The organism is Streptosporangium longisporum, from assembly GCF_039534895.1.
Lineage (GTDB): Bacteria > Actinomycetota > Actinomycetes > Streptosporangiales > Streptosporangiaceae > Streptosporangium > Streptosporangium longisporum.
The window spans coordinates 58,914-80,235 of sequence record NZ_BAAAWD010000007.1; the positions used below are offsets into that span (position 1 = coordinate 58,914).

At 67.9% G+C, this 21,322-nt stretch carries 15 protein-coding genes; 7 read left to right on the top strand and 8 right to left on the bottom strand.

The annotated features are described in order from the left end of the window. Positions 1–34 precede the first annotated feature (34 nt). Positions 35–337, top strand: coding sequence for a S24 family peptidase (locus ABD832_RS13310; protein ID WP_344893667.1), 303 nt, complete (start codon positions 35–37; stop codon positions 335–337). Here ABD832_RS13310 and ABD832_RS13315 read toward each other — a convergent pair. Next, positions 307–837, bottom strand: coding sequence for a CGNR zinc finger domain-containing protein (locus ABD832_RS13315; protein WP_344893670.1), 531 nt, complete (start codon positions 835–837; stop codon positions 307–309). The two genes, ABD832_RS13310 and ABD832_RS13315, sit on opposite strands and share 31 nt — an antisense overlap. A 269-nt stretch (positions 838–1,106) precedes the next feature. Between ABD832_RS13315 and ABD832_RS13320 the strand changes: the two genes are divergently transcribed. Together ABD832_RS13320 and ABD832_RS13325 are read left to right on the top strand one after the other, a co-directional pair. Continuing rightward, positions 1,107–2,306: an NAD(P)-dependent malic enzyme gene (locus ABD832_RS13320; RefSeq protein WP_344893673.1), complete on the top strand. Its 1,200-nt coding sequence runs from the start codon at positions 1,107–1,109 to the stop codon at positions 2,304–2,306. 260 nt (positions 2,307–2,566) lie between these two features. Then, the gene (locus tag ABD832_RS13325) at positions 2,567–3,925 is read left to right on the top strand and encodes an NsdA family TPR-like regulatory protein (protein ID WP_344893676.1); all 1,359 of its coding nucleotides are present in this window, start codon (positions 2,567–2,569) and stop codon (positions 3,923–3,925) included. A gap of 180 nt (positions 3,926–4,105) precedes the next feature. On the opposite strand, the gene ABD832_RS13330 is transcribed toward ABD832_RS13325, so the two are convergent. The 6 genes from ABD832_RS13330 to ABD832_RS13355 all read right to left on the bottom strand — a co-directional run bounded on the left by ABD832_RS13330 (position 4,106) and on the right by ABD832_RS13355 (position 14,955). After that, on the bottom strand, positions 4,106–5,653 hold the full coding sequence (locus ABD832_RS13330) for a trypsin-like serine peptidase (RefSeq protein ID WP_344893679.1): 1,548 nt from the start codon (positions 5,651–5,653) through the stop codon (positions 4,106–4,108). Positions 5,654–6,409: 756 nt separating this feature from the next. Then, entirely contained in the window at positions 6,410–7,927 is a 1,518-nt protein-coding gene (locus tag ABD832_RS13335; protein ID WP_344893682.1) for a trypsin-like serine peptidase, read from the bottom strand. A 756-nt stretch (positions 7,928–8,683) separates the two neighbouring features. Further along, positions 8,684–10,201, bottom strand: coding sequence for a trypsin-like serine peptidase (locus ABD832_RS13340; RefSeq protein WP_344893685.1), 1,518 nt, complete (start codon positions 10,199–10,201; stop codon positions 8,684–8,686). 488 nt (positions 10,202–10,689) lie between these two features. After that, positions 10,690–11,850, bottom strand: a complete 1,161-nt coding sequence (locus ABD832_RS13345; protein WP_344893688.1) for a trypsin-like serine peptidase — start codon at positions 11,848–11,850, stop codon at positions 10,690–10,692. 131 nt (positions 11,851–11,981) lie between these two features. Further along, positions 11,982–13,190, bottom strand: a complete 1,209-nt coding sequence (locus ABD832_RS13350) for a trypsin-like serine peptidase (RefSeq protein WP_344893691.1) — start codon at positions 13,188–13,190, stop codon at positions 11,982–11,984. 208 nt (positions 13,191–13,398) lie between these two features. Continuing rightward, positions 13,399–14,955, bottom strand: coding sequence for a trypsin-like serine peptidase (locus ABD832_RS13355; protein ID WP_344893694.1), 1,557 nt, complete (start codon positions 14,953–14,955; stop codon positions 13,399–13,401). A gap of 317 nt (positions 14,956–15,272) precedes the next feature. Between ABD832_RS13355 and ABD832_RS13360 the strand changes: the two genes are divergently transcribed. Further along, positions 15,273–15,968, top strand: coding sequence for an SSI family serine proteinase inhibitor (locus tag ABD832_RS13360; RefSeq protein WP_344893697.1), 696 nt, complete (start codon positions 15,273–15,275; stop codon positions 15,966–15,968). Positions 15,969–16,172: 204 nt separating this feature from the next. Here the strand turns inward: ABD832_RS13360 and ABD832_RS13365 are convergent, their stop codons facing one another. Beyond that, on the bottom strand, positions 16,173–17,291 hold the full coding sequence (locus ABD832_RS13365; RefSeq protein ID WP_344893700.1) for a trypsin-like serine peptidase: 1,119 nt from the start codon (positions 17,289–17,291) through the stop codon (positions 16,173–16,175). A gap of 317 nt (positions 17,292–17,608) precedes the next feature. Between ABD832_RS13365 and ABD832_RS13370 the strand changes: the two genes are divergently transcribed. The 3 genes from ABD832_RS13370 to ABD832_RS13380 all read left to right on the top strand — a co-directional run bounded on the left by ABD832_RS13370 (position 17,609) and on the right by ABD832_RS13380 (position 21,163). Further along, positions 17,609–19,099: an acetyl-CoA synthetase gene (locus ABD832_RS13370; protein ID WP_344893703.1), complete on the top strand. Its 1,491-nt coding sequence runs from the start codon at positions 17,609–17,611 to the stop codon at positions 19,097–19,099. Positions 19,100–19,303: 204 nt separating this feature from the next. Beyond that, positions 19,304–20,191, top strand: a complete 888-nt coding sequence (locus tag ABD832_RS13375) for a hypothetical protein (protein ID WP_344893706.1) — start codon at positions 19,304–19,306, stop codon at positions 20,189–20,191. A 9-nt stretch (positions 20,192–20,200) separates the two neighbouring features. Next, positions 20,201–21,163, top strand: coding sequence for a zinc-binding dehydrogenase (locus tag ABD832_RS13380; protein WP_344893709.1), 963 nt, complete (start codon positions 20,201–20,203; stop codon positions 21,161–21,163). Positions 21,164–21,322 lie beyond the last annotated feature (159 nt).

The following is a 21,322-nucleotide window of genomic DNA, read 5'->3' on the forward strand; positions in this document are numbered from 1 at the left end:
CTCCGAATGCCCGCGTGGGAGGGGGTTGCGTCCGATGAGAGTGCGCGTCGAGGGAGAGTCGATGCTCCCGGTACTGCGGCCGGGGGACTGGCTCTGGGTGCGCCGCGGCGCACCCGTGCGCCCCGGTGACCTGGTCGTCGCCCGCCTGCCGTCCGACGCCTCGGTGCTCATCGTCAAACGGGCCGTCTGGCGGGACGACGACGGCTGGTGGCTGGAGAGCGAGAACCAGCGGGCTCCCGGCCGGCGCGACAGCTGGGACTTCGGGGCCCTGGCGCCGTCCGCGATCGTCGGCCGGGTGGTGCTGCGCTACTGGCCGACCTTCTGGCGGGCCCGGTAGGCGGCGACGTTGGCGCGGCTGGCGCACCGCTCCGAGCAGTAGCGGCGCGACCGGTTGGAGGAGGTGTCCAGGTAGGCCCGGCGGCAGGGGGACGCCTGGCAGAGGCCGAGCCGGTCGACACCGAGGTCGGTGATCATGGTGGCGAGTCCCATCACCGCGCCCACCGCGTACTGGTCGGCCATCCGGCCGCCCTCGGTCAGGTGCAGGTGCCAGCGCTCGCCGTCGTGGCCCGAGATCTGCGGCTGGACCGGGTGGTGGATCAGCAGCGAGTTGAGCCGGTCGACCACCGCCTCCTCGTCACCCAGCTCGGCGGTCTCGAACACGATCAGAAGCTCCTCGCGCAGGTCGCGCAGGGCCTCCAGGTCGCTCCTGGTGATGCGGCAGCCGGGGCGGTAGCGTCCGCCCTCTTCCAGCAGCAGGCGCAGCCCTTCCAGACCGTTCAGCCGCTCGGGGCTGTTGATCAGTAGCACGGCCAGCTCGGCATAGGAGGTGAGGTCCATCTGGGGATCCGTCGATGTAAGAGGTGTGGTGGACTTCGAGTATTACACGGTGTGGCGAGGTTAACACCGGGACCGCGAAAGTGCGGGATTTCCTCAACGGCCGCGGTCTCAACATGTGGCACAATCGAGCAACGGGTGACCCCCGTACCCCTCCAGACGACCGTGCTCAGCGAGCAGGTCCCGAGCGGCTACCGAAGCCCGGGACCAGGCTCCCTCCGGCCGTCTCCGAAGGAAACATCCGTCTGTCTGACTGAACTACAGGGGTCGCTGTGGCCGTCACGCCATCCTCCGCTTCTCTCGAAGCCCTCCAATCCCTCGATCTGGACCCGGCCTTCGCCCTGCACCGCGGGGGCAAGCTGGAGATCCGTTCCACTGTCCCGGTCCGCGACGCGGCCGACCTGGCACTGGCCTACACGCCGGGCGTCGCCAGGGTCTGCAGCGCGATCGCCGACGCGCCCGAGCTGGCCAAGGACTACACCTGGATCTCCAACGTGGTCGCCGTCGTCTCCGACGGCACCGCGGTGCTCGGCCTCGGGGACATCGGGCCCGCCGCCGCCATGCCGGTCATGGAGGGCAAGGCCCTGCTGTTCAAGCAGTTCGCGGGCGTCGACGCGGTGCCCATCTGCCTCGACTGCACCGGCGTGGACGAGCTGGTCGAGACCGTCGTCCGGCTCGCCCCCTCCTTCGGGGGGATCAACCTCGAGGACATCAGCGCGCCTCGCTGCTTCGAGGTCGAGGCACGCCTGCGGGAGATCCTCGACATCCCGGTCTTCCACGACGACCAGCACGGCACCGCGATCGTCACCCTGGCCGCGCTGAGGAACGCGGCGCGGCTGACCGGCCGGTCGCTGGGCGAGCTGCGGGTCGTGGTCGCCGGTGCCGGGGCCTCCGGGATCGCGGTCAGCAGGTTCCTGCTCGACGCCGGTGTCGGCGACATCGCGGTGGCCGACTCCAAGGGGCTCATCCACGAGGGCCGCGACGGGCTCAACCCGGTGAAGCAGGCCCTGGCGCGCGACAGCAACAGGGCGGGCCTGAGCGGGTCCATCGAGCGGGCACTGGCCGGGGCGGACGTGTTCGTCGGGCTGTCGGGCTCGACGGTGTCGGAGGAGGCCATCGCGTCGATGGCACCCGAATCGATCGTGTTCGCGCTGTCCAACCCGACCCCCGAGGTGCGGCCGGAGATCGCGCGGAAGTACGCCAGGGTGGTCGCCACCGGCCGCTCCGACTTCCCCAACCAGATCAACAACGTGCTGGCCTTCCCGGGCGTCTTCCGGGGCGCCATGGACGTCCGCGCCACCACGATCACCGAGAACATGAAGGTGGCCGCGGCCGAGGCGCTGGCCGCGGTGGTCGGCGACGACCTCTCGGCCGACTGCGTGATCCCCAGCCCGTTCGACGAGCGCGTCGCCCCCGCGGTCATCGCCGCGGTCTCCGCGCAGGCCCGCGCCGACGGGGTCGCCCGTCTCTGACCGGCCGGTCGCGGTCCCCGACGGATTCCGCACGCGTCCACGGTACGACCCGCCCACCAGGCATCCGACGCCGAACGCCCTCCGCCCCACCGGCGGGGGGCGTTCGCGCTTTCCGGAAAAGCCGAGTCTCGTCACGGATCGTGCTATAAAAAGAGCTCTCTGTTACCTATGTGCGTAAGACGTGCATCGGGCAGCGTATGCGCGCATGGACGGTCATGCGTGCCGTCGGCGCACCGTGGGTTCTCACGACCAGGAGGGCTATGGAACGCGAGCCCAACCGACTGCTCCAGCGGTTCATCGCCGAGGCGGGCTTCACCCACAAGGGACTGGCCCGCAGGCTCAACGATCTCGGTACCGCCCGCGGCCTGCCCGGCCTGCGGTACGACCACAGCTCCGTGCTCCGCTGGCTCGCGGGCCAGCGACCCAGGGACCCGGTCCCGGGACTGCTCGCCGAGATCTTCGCACTCCGGCTCGGCAGGGCCGTCGACCCCGAGGATCTCGGCCTGCCGGCCGTCCTGGCGCCTCTCGACCTCGGGCAGGAGTTCACCCGTACGTGGCAGGAGGGAATCTCGACCGTGACAGCACTGTGGCGAGCGGACGTGGAGAGACGCAGGTTCCTGCTCGACTCCACCTTCGCGATCGGAGCGGGCTCCGCGGGAGCCCTGCGCTGGCTGACCCTTCCGACGGAGGGCCGCCCCGAGGGTGGGGGCACCAGGCGCGTCGGCATGGACGACATCGCGGCGATCCGGGAGGTCACCCGGTCCTTCGGCGAGCTGGACAACAGGTTCGGCGGGGGCAGGGTCCGCTCGGCGGTGGTGAGGTACCTGGACACGGCCGTCGCGCCGCTGCTCGCCGACGGCTCGTACACCGAGCGGACGGGCAGGGCACTGGCGTCGGCCGCGGCCGAGCTGACCAGGCTGGCCGGCTGGATGGCCTACGACCTGGAGCAGCACGGCCTGGCCCAGCGGTACCTGATCCAGGCGCTGCGCCTGGCACGCGGCGCGGGTGACCACGGGCTCGGCGGCGAGATCCTCGCCGGGATGAGCCACCAGGCCGTCTACATCGGGCAGCCGGCCCACGCGCTCGACCTGGCCAGGGCCGCCCAGCTCTCGGCCCGCCGCGCGGGCGTCTTCGCCCTGCTGGCCGAGGCGCACGTGCTGGAGGCGCACGCCCACGCCGTGCTGACCGACCGCGCGGCGTGCGCGCGGTCCCTGCACGAGGCCGAGCTCTCCTTCGACCGCCGCGGCACCGGGGAGACGCCGGACTGGATCGCCTACTTCGACGAGGCCTACCTGTCGGCGAAGTTCGCCCACTGCTTCCGCGACCTGGGGGACGGACCGGGCACCGTACGGCACGCCCGGCGCTCGCTGCGGATGGACGGGCGCTACGTGCGCGGGCGGATGTTCAACCTGTCGCTGCTGGCGGCCGGGCTGCTGGCCTCGGGGGAGCTGGAGGAGGCGTGCTCGGTCGCCTCGTCGGCGCTGGAGCTCGCCGAGGGCCTGCGGTCGGCCAGGACCCGGTCCTACGTCGCCGACCTGCGACGCCGACTGGATCCGCACGCGGCGGAACCTCCGGTGGCCGAGCTGAACGAGCGGGTGGGGGAGCTCAGTCCGGTCTGAACGGCTCCCTGCTTTTCAGGGCTTCGATGCCGAAGACCATCAGGTCTCCCGTCATGGGCGGAGACGACTGAAGGGGTCCGGCTGGTGCCGGACCCCTTCAGGTGGTGCTGGTGGTGCTGTGGTGCTGTTCGAGTCTGAGGTTTGGACGCTCAGGCTCGGGTGATCGTCAGGAAGCTACTACTACTTGACGATCGAGCCGGACCAGACGTTGGCGGCCTTGGTGTAGATCGCGGCGGTCTCGCCGTCGAAGTACGGGGAGGTGATCAGGTCGTAGCGGCCGTTGGCGTCCTGGTCGCCGAAGAGGCTGGTCACACCGTTGACGTAGCCCAGACGCTTGGCGTTGCTGTACTTGGCGAGCCAGGGGCCACCGTCAGCGCCGGGGGTGAAGGAGCTCTTCAGACCGACGTGCTCTTCGGTCTTGGTCGCGGCCTGCACGTACTTCTGGGCGTTGGTCTTGCCGTAGGTCCACTTCGGCGTGACACCGGTGTAGGCCTTGTTGCCGTCGGGGTGGGCGTCGGCCGGGTAGCCGAACACGAACACCGTCTGCTGCGGCTTCTGGTTCCAGGTGAAGCCCTGGCCACCGACGTTGTCACCGAGCTTGCCGGTGTCCTTGATGAAGCCCTCGACGATGATGAAGGTGTCCTTGAGGAACTTCGTCGTCTTGGTCTGCTTCACCCACTTCTCGAGGTAGTAGTGGGTGATGATGTAGTTGCCCTTGGCGTCGATCCGGCGGTAACCCGGGCCGGTGTAGGCGTCGTACTGCGCCTTGGTGACGAACTCCTCGGCGACGTAGTCACGGTAGCCCTGGCCGTTGCCGCTGGGGGCGGCCTCGTACTGAGCCTTGGAGACCTCGTCCTGGACCTTGACGGCCTTCAGGCCACCAGGCTTGGGCTTGCCGTCCGCACCGAGCTCGACCCAGTCAGGACCAACAAGTTCCTGGGAGCTCTCCTCCTTGGCGTAGCAGTCGGAGGTCTCCTTCCCGTTGAAGTCCTTGCACTCCTGGTACTGGGCGGCGCTGATCTCGGTGGTCTTGATGGTCTTGGGGCCGACGAACTTGTCGTACTCCGCCTTGCTCACGGCCTTGCCGGTGCCGCCACCGATCTGGACACCGTTGTAGACGGTCACGAACGCGTAGTCGCGGTCGTAGTCCTCGTAGTTGGCGAAGTCGTAGTGGGTGTAGGCCGTCTTACCGACGTAGATGCCCCACGGGGTCTTGCCCTGGTAGTAGCCGGGCACGAAGACCCAGTTGTCCATGACGCTGGCGTTGGCCTTGTCGTCGTAGACGCAGTGACCGGCGGTGGCGACCAGGTTGCGGTACTTGCCCTGGATCGAGGTGGCCGAGCACCACTTGAGCTCGCCCTTCTCGTCCACGAAGAACACCTTGCCGATGGTCTTCGGCAGGTTGATGTTCTTGACCTTCGCGGAGGGCTTGGTCTCTTCGCCGGTCGGCTTGACGGCGCCGGGCTTGCCGTCGGCGACGTAGCCGCCACCGGCGTTCAGCTTCGGCGTGGCCTTGGTCTCCCAGGTGTAGGGAGTGGCCTTGGCCAGGTTGTTGGTGTGGCCGTTGGCGGCCAGCCAGAACTCGGCGACGTCGACCGCGGCCGGGGCGTCCTTGGCCATGGTGTCGTAGGCCCAGTCCGGAACGGCGTTGGCGGTGCCGGCCAGGCCGGCGGCCAGCAGACCGGTGGCCAGGATGGCGCCACCGGCGGGGAGGAGGATGCGCTTCAAGGGGAGCTCCTTGGTCTGATGTGGAACGCTTCTTGCGTCCCATGCGTCAGTAAAGGGAATGCCTGAAACATACAGTGTGGATCTTGGGCATCGGAAGCCACTTCAGGGGTAAAGATCCGCTCGCCATCTCCGTGACCGATCCGTGATGTTTGGGCAAGCATGGTGATACCGTCGGGATTAGTCAGCACTTGTGGTGTTTTCGCAGATGAGCGTGGCCATGAGGTGAAAGTGACGGATGAGGCGTAAAGATTCGATCATGATTGGTCGCATGGCCCATGTGACGTAGATCACACTAGATTGATGGCACCGTTTCGTCTCCAGCCGCGTCTAAAAACCCGTCTTTACTGAGAGCTTCGCTCGAGTGCGTGGCACGGCCCGCCCTCGGAAGGCCGTTGTCGAGGCCGTAAGCCCTACTCGCTAGCCGGTCCACACCTTCAGGTCTCCCTGTTCGGATGTGGGGATCGAGGGGCTCTGGGGCCGGCGTTCGAAGGTGAGCGGGTTCGGTGCTCCCGTATGAGAGCCGTGGCCGGAAGTCGCACTTCCGCCCCGACAGACCCAAATCGATGAGGGCCCGGTGCGCCGCACCGGGCCCTCATCGATTTGGCCGTCATCATTCCGTACGCGTGTCGTTCCTGCGAAACGGGTGAAGGGGTCCGGCTGGTGCCGGACCCCTTCAGGTGGTGCTGGTGGTGCTGTGGTGCTGTTCGAGTCTGAGGTTTGGACGCTCAGGCTCGGGTGATCGTCAGGAAGCTACTACTACTTGACGATCGAGCCGGACCAGACGTTGGCGGCCTTGGTGTAGATCGCGGCGGTCTCGCCGTCGAAGTACGGGGAGGTGATCAGGTCGTAGCGGCCGTTGGCGTCCTGGTCGCCGAAGAGGCTGGTCACACCGTTGACGTAGCCCAGACGCTTGGCGTTGCTGTACTTGGCGAGCCAGGGGCCACCGTCAGCGCCGGGGGTGAAGGAGCTCTTCAGACCGACGTGCTCTTCGGTCTTGGTCGCGGCCTGCACGTACTTCTGGGCGTTGGTCTTGCCGTAGGTCCACTTCGGCGTGACACCGGTGTAGGCCTTGTTGCCGTCGGGGTGGGCGTCGGCCGGGTAGCCGAACACGAACACCGTCTGCTGCGGCTTCTGGTTCCAGGTGAAGCCCTGGCCACCGACGTTGTCACCGAGCTTGCCGGTGTCCTTGATGAAGCCCTCGACGATGAAGAACACCGTCTTGTAGTACGACTTGACGTTGCTCTTCTTCACCCAGTACTTCACGTAGTAGTGGGTGATGGTGTAGTTGCCCTTGGCGTCGATCTTGCGGTAGCCGACACCGGTGTAGGCGTCGTACTGCGCCTTGGTGACGTGCTCCGTGGTGGTCGCCCAGTGAGCCTTGGCACCGTTGACACCCTTGCCCACGGGGGCCTTGTCGTAGGCCTCCTTGGAGACTTCCTGCAGGGTGAGGACGGCGCCGGGGAAGTTCGGGCCGACCGGGTCGGAGATGGTCTCGGCCTTGGCCCACGCGGCGGAGGTCTCGCCACCGTGCAGGTCGACGGTCTTCTTGTACTCCGCCTCGGAGATGGAGACGTCCTTGGCGGCCTTGGCGCCGTTGAACGCCTTGTACTCGCTCTCGCTGACTTCCTTGGCGGTGCCGCCACCGACCTGGACACCGTTGTAGACGGTCACGAACGCGTAGTCGCGGTCGTAGTCCTCGTAGTTGGCGAAGTCGTAGTGGGTGTAGGCCGTCTTACCGACGTAGATGCCCCACGGGGTCTTGCCCTGGTAGTAGCCGGGCACGAAGACCCAGTTGTCCATGACGCTGGCGTCGGCCTTGTCGTCGTAGACGCAGTGACCGGCGGTGGCGACCAGGTTGCGGTACTTGCCCTGGATCGAGGTGGCCGAGCACCACTTGAGCTCGCCCTTCTCGTCCACGAAGAACACCTTGCCGATGGTCTTCGGCAGGTTGATGTTCTTGACCTTCGCGGCCGGCTTGCCCTCTTCGCCGATCGGCTTGACGGCGCCGGGCTTGCCGTCGGCGACGTAGCCGCCACCGGCGTTCAGCTTCGGCGTGGCCTTGGTCTCCCAGGTGTAGGGAGTGGCCTTGGCCAGGTTGTTGGTGTGGCCGTTGGCGGCCAGCCAGAACTCGGCGACGTCGACCGCGGCCGGGGCGTCCTTGGCCATGGTGTCGTAGGCCCAGTCCGGAACGGCGTTGGCGGTGCCGGCCAGGCCGGCGGCCAGCAGACCGGTGGCCAGGATGGCGCCACCGGCGGGGAGGAGGATGCGCTTCAAGGGGAGCTCCTTGGTCTGATGTGGAACGCTTCTTGCGTCCCATGCGTCAGTAAAGGGAATGCCTGAAACATACAGTGTGGATCTTGGGCATCGGAAGCCACTTCAGGGGTAAAGATCCGCTCGCCATCTCCGTGACCGATCCGTGATGTTTGGGCAAGCATGGTGATACCGTCGGGATTAGTCAGCACTTGTGGTGTTTTCGCAGATGAGCGTGGCCATGAGGTGAAAGTGACGGATGAGGCGTAAAGATTCGATCATGATTGGTCGCATGGCCCATGTGACGTAGATCACACTAGATTGATGGCACCGTTTCGTCTCCAGCCGCGTCTAAAAACCCGTCTTTACTGAGAGCTTCGCTCGAGTGCGTGGCACGGCCCGCCCTCGGAAGGCCGTTGTCGAGGCCGTAAGCCCTACTCGCTAGCCGGTCCACACCTTCAGGTCTCCCTGTTCGGATGTGGGGATCGAGGGGCTCTGGGGCCGGCGTTCGAAGGTGAGCGGGTTCGGTGCTCCCGTATGAGAGCCGTGGCCGGAAGTCGCACTTCCGCCCCGACAGACCCAAATCGATGAGGGCCCGGTGCGCCGCACCGGGCCCTCATCGATTTGGCCGTCATCATTCCGTACGCGTGTCGTTCCTGCGAAACGGGTGAAGGGGTCCGGCTGGTGCCGGACCCCTTCAGGTGGTGCTGGTGGTGCTGTGGTGCTGTTCGAGTCTGAGGTTTGGACGCTCAGGCTCGGGTGATCGTCAGGAAGCTACTACTACTTGACGATCGAGCCGGACCAGACGTTGGCGGCCTTGGTGTAGATCGCGGCGGTCTCGCCGTCGAAGTACGGGGAGGTGATCAGGTCGTAGCGGCCGTTGGCGTCCTGGTCGCCGAAGAGGCTGGTCACACCGTTGACGTAGCCCAGACGCTTGGCGTTGCTGTACTTGGCGAGCCAGGGGCCACCGTCAGCGCCGGGGGTGAAGGAGCTCTTCAGACCGACGTGCTCTTCGGTCTTGGTCGCGGCCTGCACGTACTTCTGGGCGTTGGTCTTGCCGTAGGTCCACTTCGGCGTGACACCGGTGTAGGCCTTGTTGCCGTCGGGGTGGGCGTCGGCCGGGTAGCCGAACACGAACACCGTCTGCTGCGGCTTCTGGTTCCAGGTGAAGCCCTGGCCACCGACGTTGTCACCGAGCTTGCCGGTGTCCTTGATGAAGCCCTCGACGATGAAGAACACCGTCTTGTAGTACGACTTGACGTTGCTCTTCTTCACCCAGTACTTCACGTAGTAGTGGGTGATGGTGTAGTTGCCCTTGGCGTCGATCTTGCGGTAGCCGACACCGGTGTAGGCGTCGTACTGCGCCTTGGTGACGTGCTCCGTGGTGGTCGCCCAGTGAGCCTTGGCACCGTTGACACCCTTGCCCACGGGGGCCTTGTCGTAGGCCTCCTTGGAGACTTCCTGCAGGGTGAGGACGGCGCCGGGGAAGTTCGGGCCGACCGGGTCGGAGATGGTCTCGGCCTTGGCCCACGCGGCGGAGGTCTCGCCACCGTGCAGGTCGACGGTCTTCTTGTACTCCGCCTCGGAGATGGAGACGTCCTTGGCGGCCTTGGCGCCGTTGAACGCCTTGTACTCGCTCTCGCTGACTTCCTTGGCGGTGCCGCCACCGACCTGGACACCGTTGTAGACGGTCACGAACGCGTAGTCGCGGTCGTAGTCCTCGTAGTTGGCGAAGTCGTAGTGGGTGTAGGCCGTCTTACCGACGTAGATGCCCCACGGGGTCTTGCCCTGGTAGTAGCCGGGCACGAAGACCCAGTTGTCCATGACGCTGGCGTCGGCCTTGTCGTCGTAGACGCAGTGACCGGCGGTGGCGACCAGGTTGCGGTACTTGCCCTGGATCGAGGTGGCCGAGCACCACTTGAGCTCGCCCTTCTCGTCCACGAAGAACACCTTGCCGATGGTCTTCGGCAGGTTGATGTTCTTGACCTTCGCGGCCGGCTTGCCCTCTTCGCCGATCGGCTTGACGGCGCCGGGCTTGCCGTCGGCGACGTAGCCGCCACCGGCGTTCAGCTTCGGCGTGGCCTTGGTCTCCCAGGTGTAGGGAGTGGCCTTGGCCAGGTTGTTGGTGTGGTCGTTGGCGGCCAGCCAGAACTTGGCGACGTCGACCGCGGCCGGAGCGTCCTTGGCCATGGTGTCGTAGGCCCAGTCCGGAACGGCGTTGGCGGTGCCGGCCAGGCCGGCGGCCAGCAGACCGGTGGCCAGGATGGCGCCACCGGCGGGGAGGAGGATGCGCTTCAAGGGGAGCTCCTTGGTCTGATGTGGAACGCTTCTTGCGTCCCATGCGTCAGTAAAGGGAATGCCTGAAACATACAGTGTGGATCTTGGGCATCGGAAGCCGCTCCGAGGAGTAAAGATCCCCCCGCCGTCCCCGTGACCGATCCGTGATGTTTAAGTGGGCATGGTATCGATGTAGTGACTGATGTGTATCGATCGTGTTTGCCCAGCTGGATGTAAGTATGGGATAAAAGTGACGGATGGGGCGTGAGCGATGAATCGCTCCGTGTAATCGTCCTGCTGTGACGCAGATCACATCAAATTGATGGCACCGATTTCCGCGAACGCACGTCTAAAGCGACGATCCGCGCCTCTCGTGCTCGCCTCCCGGCTCTCCGAGGCCTCGGGAAGAAGGCCTGGAGCACCGGTGAAACGGGTGCGGGACCCGGCCTGAGAGGCCGGGTCCCGCGGATGGTTCACAGGCCCAAGGGGCCCGGGTGGAGCTGCGCGAGCTACCTGTAGAGCTCGCCGTTCGGGCCGACGATCTTGCCGGACCACACGTTGGCGGCCTTGCGGTAGATGTCGGCGGTCTCGCCGTCGAAGTACGGCGAGGTGATCAGGTCGTAGCGGTCGTTCTGGTCCTGGTCACCGAAGAGGCTGGTGACACCGTTGACGTAGCCCAGACGCTTGGCGCTGCTGTACTGCGTCAGCCAGGGGCCACCGTCGGCACCGGGGGTGAAGGCGCCCTTGAGGCCGACGTGCTCCTCGACCTTCTCCGCCGCCGAGACGTACTCCTTGCCCGAGGTCTTGCCGTACACGTACTTGGGCGTCACGCCGCTGTAGGGCTTGTCGCCGTCGGGGTGCGGGGCCTGGGGATAGCCGAAGACGTAGACGGTCTTGCCGGTCTTCTGGTTCCAGGTGAAGCCCTGGCCGCCGACGTTGTCGCCCAGGCGGCCGACGTCCTTGGAGAGCAGGATGTAGTAGTGCGAGCCGCGCGACCACTTGGGCCCGGTGAAGCCGTCGTACTCCTTCTTGGTGACCTGCTTGACACCGTTGAAGGCGACACCGTTGTAGACCGTGACGAAGGCGTAGTCCTTGTCGTAGTCCTCGTAGTTGGCGAAGTCGTAGTGCGTCCACGCGCTCTTGCCGACGTAGATGCCGTACGGGGTCTTGCCCTGGTAGTAGCCGGGGACGAAGACCCACTTGTCCATGGTGTCGCCGTTGCTGCCCGGGTCGTAGACGCAGTGCCCGGCCGTGGCGACCAGGTTGCGGTACTTGCCCTGGATCGAGGTGGCCGAGCACCAGCGGTACTGGCCGTCGACCACGAAGAACACCTTGCCCAGGGTCCTGGGCAGGTTGACGTTCTTGGCGAGCGAGGGCCTGGGCTTCTCCGAGCCGGTCGGGCCGACGGTGCCGGGACGGCCGTCAGGGGAGAAGCCGCCGCCCACCTTCATCTTCGGGCCGCCCGGGTCGGGGTTGTACACCGTGGCCTTCTTGAGGGCGGCGAAGTTCGAGGCGGCCCAGAAGTCGATGACCGACACGGCCGAGGAGTTGTTCTTGGCCATCGGGTCGGTCGCCCAGTCCGGGGCGGCCTGTGCGGTGCCGGCCAGGGTGGTGGCCAGCAGGGTGGTGACGGCTGCGGCACCACCGAGGGGGAGAAGAGAGTGCTTCAAAAGACTGGCTCCTTGCGCTGCAACGCTCCCGGGAGAGTCCGGGAACTGCGGGACGACAAGCAACGAACCTATGCACGGAGCGTCCGGGCAAACCCCCGATAAGTCCCTCTTAAGCCTCTCTTAAGGTTCCTTTATGCTCGGGGTGCGTGCTGGGCGGTCGCCCACTTGTAGACGACGTAGGTCGACGCGATGAAGTACGGGGAGGAGATCCGGTCGAACCTGCCGTTGACGTCGACGTCCCAGGCGAAGCTGTTGACACCGTTGAGATACCCGACGGCGTGCTTGGAATCGAAGGCGATCAGCCAGGGGCCACCGCTCGCACCGTTGGTGAAACCGCACGTCAGAGCCGTGCCGTGTTCGACCAGGCGGCCGGGGGCCCGCACCTTGATCGTGCGTCCGTCGCACGACTTGAGCACCTGGCCGTTGTAGGGCCTGCTCCCGTCGGGGTGCGGGGCCGCGGGATAGCCGAAGGCCAGCGTGAGCAGGCCCACACCCCGGTTGGTCGTCAGCCCCTGCCCGCCGACGTTGTCCTGCAGGCTTCCGACGTCCTCCATCGCGTAGCTGCCGGCCGTCTTGCCCGCCTTCCAGCGGAAGCCGTCGTGCACGGTGATGAACGCGTAGTCGTAGTCGAAGTCGCCCTTGCCGACGAAGTCCTCGTGCAGGTTGAGCGAATGGCCGACGTAGATGCCGTACGGGGTCTCTCCCTTGTCGTAGCCGGGGATGAAGATCCAGTACTCGGCCTGGCTGCCCGTCTTGGGGTCGTAGGCGCAGTGTCCGGCGGTCGCGACCAGGTTGCGGTTGGCCGCCGTCACCGAGGAGGCCGAGCACCAGTAGTCCCTGCCGCCGATCTGGAAGAACACCTTGCCGACGGTCAGCGGGGAGCCGTTGGAGGCCGGGGACCGCTTCTTCGGCAGGGCCGGCTTGACGACCGGCACGGAGAAACCCGTGCGGGTGACGGTCCTCCCGCCGAGAGGGCTCTGCCGGCTCGTGGCCGTCGTCGAGGCGCCCCCGGTGGCCGTGGCCGCGGTGGCCGTACCGCTCGTGGCGGTGCCGCGGGAGGAGGGGGACGCGGAGGTGGGGGAGGGACTGGCGTTGGACTTCATCGTGTCCGGGCCTGCCGGGGTGTTGTCCGCGGTCTGCTTGAGCCTGGCCGGGCTCCAGTACTCCGCGATCCGCTTCATGTCGGCGGCGGTCTTGGTCAGGGTGATGGAGGTGATGCCGTTGGGCACCCCGTAGACCGGACCGGCCGCGGCGCTCCCGGCGAAGGCCGACGTCATGGTCACACAGGCGGCGACCAGCGCGCCCAGTGTGGCCGTGAGCCGCCGTACGCGGGAGGGCATGAGGGGATTCCTTTCAGGGGCGGCGCGAGGTGCCGGCGGGAGGTGCAGAGATTGATTTTTCCAGATCAACTCGATTATGGGCAGGCGGTTGGAGCGATCCTGTCGTACTGCGTATCGGTCGAGTCTGTCCGAGGGTGTATAAGACCCCCGTCAAGGTGCGCAAAGGGCCCGGCATGTGCCGGGCCCTTCCTCGCGCGCGGTCGTCTCCCTAGGAGGGAAGCTTCCCGGTCCAGAGGTTGGCGGCGTGCCGGTAGATGCCGTACGTGTCACCGTTGAAGTACGGGGTGGTGACGCGGTCGTAGCGGCCGTTCTTGTCGCTGTCGATCGTCAGGCTGACGACGCCGTTGAGGTAGCCGGTCCTCTTGCTGTTCTTGTACTGCAGCAGGAAGGGGCCACCGCTGGCGCCGGGGGTGAAGGCGCACTTGATCGCCTGGTGCTCCTCGGCCTTGTATCCCGGCACCACGGGCGCGGCGGCGGTCTTGCCGTAGCACCACTTCTGGGTGTGACCGGAGTAGGGCTTGTCGCCGTCCAGGTGCGCGGAGGTCGGGTAGCCGAAGGTGAAGACCTTCTTGCCCAGCTTCTGGTTCCAGCTGAAGCCCTGGCCACCGACGTTGTCGCCGAGGCGCCCGGCGTCGGCCACCGTCGAGATGTAGTGCCGGTAGATCACGTACTTCACCGAGGCGGTCTTCTTGATGTACTTCACCACGAAGTAGTACGTGATGGTGTAGTTGCCCTTGTCGTCGATGCGACGGTAGCCCGGGCCCTTGTAGGCGTCGTACTCGCTCTTCGTGACGTGCTCGACGCGGGTGCCGAGCTTGGAACCGGCCTTGGGCCACTCGGACTGCGGCAGTTCCTTGTCCTTGAGCGTGACCTTGTCGTTCTTCAGGCCGTAGACCTCACCGGCGACCTTCTCCCAGGTTCCCCTGTCGGTCTCGGCCGCGACGGCGAGGGCGCCCTTGTACTGGGGGCCGACCTCGTCCTCGGTGGAGACGTTCTCGACCTTGCCCAGGCCGCCCTTCTGGGTCCACTTGTCGTAGGTCGCGAAGTCGACGTTGGTAGCGGACTCACGGCCCACCCCGCCCTTGTCCATGTGCGCCTTGAAGGTCTTGTAGTCGACCTCGCGCTCGGGCTGCTGCCTGATGCCGTTGTAGACGTTGACGAAGGCGTAGTCGTAGTCGTAGTCCTCGTAGACCGTGAAGTCGTCGTGGGTGTTGACCTTGGCGCCGACGTACACGCCCCAGGGGGCCTTGCCCTGGTAGTAGCCGGGGATGAACACGAAGTTGCCGAAGGGCTTGTTCGTGTCGGTGTCGTAGACGCAGTGGCCCGCGGTGGCGACCAGGTTGCGGAACTTCGACTGGACCGAGGTGCCGGAGCACCAGCGCTCCTGGCCCTTGTGGTCGACGAAGAAGACCTTGCCCACGGTGATCGGAAGGTTCACGTTCCGGGACCGGCCGGCGGTCTTGCCGCCCTCACCGGTGGGGGCGACGACGCCGGGCTTGCCGTCGGCGGCGGCCCTGGCCGCGCCGGTCTTGTTCAGCTTCGCCGAGACGGTGGAGTCGGACAGGTACGTCTTCGCCGACTTCAGCTTCGAGGCCGTCCAGTAGCCCGCGATGGCCTTCGCGTTACCGGAGGGGGTGAGCGCCGTCGACTTGACGTCGGGATCGACGCTCGCCTGGGCGGTGGTGGTGAGGGAGGTGCCGATCAGAGAGGCGGCCGCGAGGGCGCCGCCGAGGGGGAGGGCGAGGCGCTTGGCTCGGGAGTTCAATGGAGCTCCTTCTTTGTCATGGGTCACTCGGGACGCAACCCACGCATGCGTAAAGAGACAAGACGTGACCGTACTCGGCAAAGATGGGTTAAAAAGCTATAAAGCAGACATCGGTTGGGACCGATACCATTTCGTTACCAATGCGAGGGAACCGGAAGTCGTCGGGGGCCGTCTGATCTGCCTTCACGTGATCGAAAAGCCTGCGGCCGGTCACGTAAGCGCATGAGCTGCAAAAACGTCGGGACCGGTGATTGCCCCGGCCGGAGGGGCGGGAGAGGCTGAGGCCGCATCCGCGTCACACGTCATCGGGGGATCTCATGCGGCGTCTTCTCTGCCTGGCCGTGGCCGGGCTCTTCCAGCTTCCGGGTGCGGCGTCGGCCGCCGCCCCACCGTCCTCGAACCCCGGGCCGGAGACGGCGGGCGTGCTCGCGCGCCACCCGGGTTCCGCCGGTCCGTCGGTGACGAGTCCGCTGTCGCCCAAGCCCGGTGGTCGTGGTCCCCGCGCGGTGGATCCGCTGTCGCACGGGTCGAGCGGTCACGGCCCGCGTGTGACGAGCCCGCTGCCGCCCGTACCGGACCGTCGTGGTCCGCGGGTGGTCCCGCTGCCGGTGCATCCCGGCGAGCCCGTCCAGGCCGGGCCCGGACCGCTGCGGTCCTCGCCCGGTGACCGGCCCTCGCGCAGCGCCAAGGCGCTCGTGCTGAGCGTCGCCCAGGGGGAGAAGCCCCTGCCCGCGGCGGGACACGCGCTGCTCCTGTGCGACCGGCCCGGCAGCACCCACCCCGACGCGGTCGGCGCGTGCGAGGCGCTGTCCGAGGTGCGGGGCGATCCCTCCAGGCTCAAGCCGCTGTCCGGGGTGGCCTGCACGATGCAGTACGACCCGGTCACGGTGTCCGCCATGGGGATCTGGAACGGCCGCTTCGTCCGGTTCGAGCAGACCTTCGGCAGTTCCTGCTCGCTGCGGGCCGCCACCGGCACGGTCTTCTCGCTCAGGAACCAGCGGGGCGGTCGCTGACGTACAGGAACCGGCGGGGCGGTCACTGACGTCCGCCGATCGTGCGGAACGTTCCGGTGGCCGGAGTGTCCGCCGGACGACGGCGGGCTCCCGGTCCCGAGCGCAGGGCCCGGTCCCGGGAGGGACCGGGCCCTGCGTCGTCATTCCCGGCCGGCCGAATGGCCTGCGGTCAGCCGGTCATGGCGGTCACGCGGGTCGTGCCGGTCACTTGGTCCAGCGGTTCGACGCGGCCTTGTAGACCTTGTAGGTGTCGCCGTTGAAGTACGGCGACGAGATCTTGTCGTACCGGTCGTTCTTGTCGGTGTCCCAGGCGATGCTGTTGACGCCGACCAGGTAGCCGGTGCGGCTGGAGCTCTTGTACTTGTAGATCATCGGGCCGCCGCTCGCGCCCGCGGTGAAGGCGCACTTGAAGCCGACGTGCTCCTGGACGTTGTACTTGGGCGCGGCCGGCATGGCGGTGGTCGTGCCGTAGCACCACTTCATCGTGCGGCCGGAGTAGGGCTTGTCGCCGTCGGGGTGCAGACCGGCCGGGTAGCCGAAGGAGAAGACCGGCTTCTTCACCTTCTGGTTCCAGGCGAAGCCCTGCCCGCCGACGTTGTCGCCGAGCCGTCCGACGTTCTTGGTGACCGGCTTCCACGTGCCGCTCGAGTCCTTCTCCCAGTTCACCTTGAACCCGGAGTGGACGTTGACGAAGGCGTAGTCGTAGTCGTAGTCCTCCTTCACGACGAAGTCGTCGTGCGCGTTGAACCACTTGGCCGCGTAGATGCCGTAGGGGTTCTTGCCGTCCCACGCCTGGTTGCCGTCCCAGTAGGACGGGATGAAGACCCAGTTGTCGTAGAACTGGTTGGTCTTCACGTCGTAGACGCAATGGGCCGAGGTGGCCACCATGTTGCGGTACTTGCCCTGCACGGAGCTGCCGGAGCAGTACTTCCAGCTCTTCGGGTCCGACGGGTTGGAACCGGGCAGGGTGAAGAAGACGCGTCCGACGGTGTTGGGCAGGTTGACCTGCTTGCTCTTGGCGGACTTCGTGCCCTCGGCGCCGATCGGCGGGACCGACCCGCGGGGGCCGTCGGGGGCCACCGCGCCGGAGGCCTTGCCGCCCTTGATGCTCAGGTCGAGGTCGTCGGTGGCGTCGGTGGCCTTGCGCATCCGTTCGGGCGACCAGAAGGAGGTGGCCTGCGTGGCCGTCTCCGAGGCCTGGGAACTGACCACGTCCTTGGGGGCCGTACCGGCGTCGGCGCCGGTGGTGGTGGCGCCGATCACTCCGGCGATCGTGAGAACGCCGGTGAGGGGGATCGCGAGGCGCCGTGCTCGGGGGTACATGGGACTCCTTTCGCTCTCGGCCCGGAGACGGGACTTCTCCTGGCCGGGAAAACGATCGGAACGTTACTGACGCGACGAGGCGGCGGGTAGGAATTGACGGGAAAAAGTCTGAGACGGTTCCATCCGATGCGATCTCGTTATTGAAATAGCAATTTGTTATCATTTAACGAATAAGTATTTCCGCAGCTCAGTGCGGGTTTCGAGGAACACCACGGACACCTCGAACATCACCGGTAACGGCGATTGTCGAAGGTTTCTCGGTCACCTCCGGCCCCGCCCGACTATTAAACCGAATGATGTTCTGGTTGGATGTCGGCATGAGCGGAGACCCTCGCACCCCATGTCTCGTCGGCGTCGCCCAGCACACGGTCCGCGAGCAGCCGGGCCCCGAGCCGCTGGATCTGTGGGAGCTCGTCGCCCGCGAGGCCGCCGCCGACGCCGTCGCGGGGCTCCCGGCCGGCGCCGGCGGCGGGGCCCCGGGGCTGCTGGCCGCCCTCGGCTCGGTCCAGGTCGTCTACACCGAGTCCTGGCAGTACGACGACCCCGCGGCCAGGCTCGCCGAGCGGATCGGGGCGAGCCCTCGCCACCGGGTGTACTCGAAGGTGAGCGGCACGGCCCCGCAGACGCTCCTCGGCGCGGCGGCCTCGATGATCGCCAAGGGTGAGCTGGACGCCGCCCTGGTCGCCGGCGCGGAGGCGCTGGCCACCCGCAGGGCCCTGCGCAGGGCGGGGGAGCGTGTCGCGTGGAGCCACCCGGCCGACCCCAAGCCGCCGTACGGCTGGGAGCGGCCCCCGCACCCGGTCGAGCTGGCCCACGAGCTCTTCCTGCCGGTGCACACCTACGCGATCATGGAGACGGCCCGGCGGGCGGCGGCAGGGGAGTCCGACGGGCAGGAGCGGACCGGCCGGGGACTGATGATGGCCCCGATGACCGAGGTCGCCGCGGCCAACCCCTACGCCTGGCACCGGCGGGCCCGGACGCCCGCGGAACTGGTCACCCCGTCGGCGTCCAACCGGTTCGTCGGCTGGCCCTACACCAGGAACACCGTCGCGGTCATGGAGGTCGACCAGGCCGCCGCCGCGATCCTGGTCAGCGACGGCTTCGCCGACCGCCTCGGCATCCCCCGGGACAGGCGCCTCTACCTGCGGGGATGGGCCTATGCCGAGGACACCTGGGAGGTGGCCGCCCGTCCCGAGCCCGGCTCCTCGCCCGCCATGGCCGCGGCGGCGCGGGCCGCCTTCGAACGGGCCGGGACCGGCCTCGACGAGATGTCCGCCCTGGACGTCTACAGCTGCTTCGCCGTCGCGCTCCGTGCCGCCTGCGCCGCGACCGGCCTCGACCCGCTCGACGCGCGCGGGCTGACCGTCACCGGCGGCCTGCCGTACGCGGGCGGGCCGGCCAGCGACTACGTCCTGCACTCGACCGCGGCGATGGCGGCCCGCCTGCGCGCCGCGCCGGGCCACGGGCTGGTCACCGGGGTGGGCATGCACCTGACCAAGCACACCTACGCGGTCTGGTCCACCGAACCGGGCGGCGTGGGGGGCGACGCCGCGCCGGTGCACACCGCGGAACCGGTGCCGATCGCGGCCTCCTACGAGGGAATCGCCACGGTCGCCGGGTACACGGTCGCGCACGGCAGGGACGGCGCGGCCGAGCGCGGCGTCCTCGTCGCCGACCTGCCCGGCGGCGGGCGGGCGTACGCCCACGTCCGCCACCCCGACCTGATCGCCGAGGCCGAGGCGCGGGAACTGGTCGGCGTCGACGTTCACCTGACCCCCGACGGCCAGGTGAACGTCGCGACCTGGTGAGACCGGGCTCGCGGCGGGACCGGGCGGACAACGATTCCGATTCGTGACGCTACCGGGCCGGGGACCGAGACCCCGGCGACCCCAGGATGGCTCAGGGGCCTGTCCACCAGCGCTCCCGGGTCGCTTCGCCGGGGGACGCGAGACGGCGACCTCACCGGGGACGCGGGACGGCGACGTACCTTTTCGTGAGAGGCGGCCTGGGACGTGGGCGGCGATCCGTACGACATCATCGAGGCGAAGGCGCCGCGGGGACCGCGGCGCTGGATCGGTCTCGCGGCGCTGGCGGCGCTCGTGGTGGTCCCGGTGGGGTTCCTGCTGGCCGGACGGGAGCCCGGCGCGGTCCCCCACGTCCAGGCGCCCGAGCCCGCCCGGACGGTGGCCACCGAGCGGGAGGTCCCCAACCTGCTCCACCCGCGGCCCCGCCACCGGAACGGCCGGGAGATCCTCGACGTGGTCTTCCCCGACGGCTCGTCGGCGGAGATCGGCTACCCGGCGGAGCTCGGCCTGGCCCGGCTGGGGGTCCGGCCCGCGACGACGGGATGGCTGGACGGCGTTCCCGACTCCTACCGGCGGCTGACCACCCCGCAGGGCGGCCCGGCCGGGGTGTCCCGGGGACAGCCGATGATCAGGAAGCTGACCGGGAAGGTCACGCTCTGGCAGCCCATGAGTCCCGCCGAGGGAGAGACGCTGCTGTTCGCGTTCGACCCCTGGTACGTGGCGCTGCGCGACCTCAAGAGCGGCACGACCTTCGAGCAGCGCCTGCTCTGGGCGCGCAACCTGCGCGGCAAGGTGACCGGGGACGGCCACCTGGTGCTCACCGCCAGGCCGCCCCTGCGGCTGGCCGTCCCCGGGCAGATCGTCGGCGGTGAGCAGGCGGGGCCGCAGCTGTGGTTCGGCGGGGCCCGGGAGACGCTGCTGGTGCTGGCGCCGGTGCCTGGCTGTGACGTCGCGGCGATCGAGCTGTCCGTCATCGAGCAGCGCCAGCGCTTCTCGGCGGAGGCCTGCCGGGACGGGGTGTACGTCGCGGCCTCGGGAGAGCGGGGACACGTCGAACGGACCATCGCCGGACTGACCGTGAGGCGGACGGCATAGGGTGCGGCCATGTTCGCTGTAACCGCCACGCGGCTAGATCCCGACAATCCGCTCGCCGGTCTCACGCTCGGCGACCGCCCCGAACCCGAGGTGCCCGACGGGTGGACCACCGTCACGGTGAGGGCGGCCTCGCTCAATCACCACGACCTGTTCACCCTCAAGGGGGTGGGCATCCGCGCCGAGCAGCTCCCCATGGTGCTCGGCACGGACGCCGCCGGGATCGACGAGGACGGCAACGAGGTCATCGTCCACGCGGTGATCGGCACCGGTGCCGACGAGACGCTCGATCCCAAGCGCTCCCTGCTCTCGGAGAAACACGACGGAACCCTCGCCGAGCGGGTGGCCGTACCCCGGCGCAACCTCGTGCCCAAGCCCGCGGGCCTGGGGTTCGAGGAGGCCGCCTGCCTGCCGACGGCCTGGCTGACCGCCTACCGGATGCTCTTCGACAAGGCCGGTCTGGAGCCGGGCTCGACCGTGCTGGTCCAGGGTGCGGGCGGCGGCGTGGCCACCGCGCTGATCATGCTGGCCCGTGCCGGGGGGTACCGGGTCTGGGCGACCAGCCGCTCGGAGAGCAAGCGGGTACGGGCGCTGGAACTCGGTGCCGACCAGGTCTTCGAGGACGGTGCCCGGCTGCCCGAGCGGGTCGACGCGGTGATGGAGACCGTCGGTCAGGCCACCTGGGCCCACTCGCTCAGGGCGCTGCGCCCCGGCGGACGCATCGTGGTCTCCGGTGCGACCAGCGGCGCGGTGCCACCGGCCGACCTGAACCGGGTGTTCTTCCTGCAGCTGTCGGTGATCGGTTCCACCATGGGCACCCGCGACCAGCTCGGCAGGCTCGCCCGCTTCATGGAGCAGACCGGGACCCGGCCGGTGATCGACCGGGTCCTGCCGCTGGCCGAGGCCCGCGAGGGCTTCGCGGCCATGCACGAGGGCGACCTGTTCGGGAAGGTCGTCTTCACCCTGCCGGGCTGAGCCGGGGGTGACGTGCCCGTGCCGGTCCCCGGTACGGGCACGGCGAACTCCCCGGCACGGGCACGGTGAACGAGGAGGACGGCAGCGCGTGCCGGTCCCGGGCCGGTGTGCTCCGGCCCACTGATGTAAGTAATGAGTTACTCCCTGACGTACCGGGTG

What these genes read in the sequence shown, in the direction of transcription:
- ABD832_RS13325 (WP_344893676.1), top strand. Translation starts at nt 2,567, where the DNA reads ATGGAACGCGAGCCCAACCGACTGCTCCAGCGGTTCATCGCCGAGGCG.
- ABD832_RS13310 (WP_344893667.1), top strand. Translation starts at nt 35, where the DNA reads ATGAGAGTGCGCGTCGAGGGAGAGTCGATGCTCCCGGTACTGCGGCCG.
- ABD832_RS13365 (WP_344893700.1), bottom strand. Translation starts at nt 17,291, where the DNA reads ATGTACCCCCGAGCACGGCGCCTCGCGATCCCCCTCACCGGCGTTCTC.
- ABD832_RS13380 (WP_344893709.1), top strand. Translation starts at nt 20,201, where the DNA reads ATGTTCGCTGTAACCGCCACGCGGCTAGATCCCGACAATCCGCTCGCC.
- ABD832_RS13350 (WP_344893691.1), bottom strand. Translation starts at nt 13,190, where the DNA reads ATGCCCTCCCGCGTACGGCGGCTCACGGCCACACTGGGCGCGCTGGTC.
- ABD832_RS13315 (WP_344893670.1), bottom strand. Translation starts at nt 837, where the DNA reads ATGGACCTCACCTCCTATGCCGAGCTGGCCGTGCTACTGATCAACAGC.
- ABD832_RS13370 (WP_344893703.1), top strand. Translation starts at nt 17,609, where the DNA reads ATGAGCGGAGACCCTCGCACCCCATGTCTCGTCGGCGTCGCCCAGCAC.
- ABD832_RS13360 (WP_344893697.1), top strand. Translation starts at nt 15,273, where the DNA reads ATGCGGCGTCTTCTCTGCCTGGCCGTGGCCGGGCTCTTCCAGCTTCCG.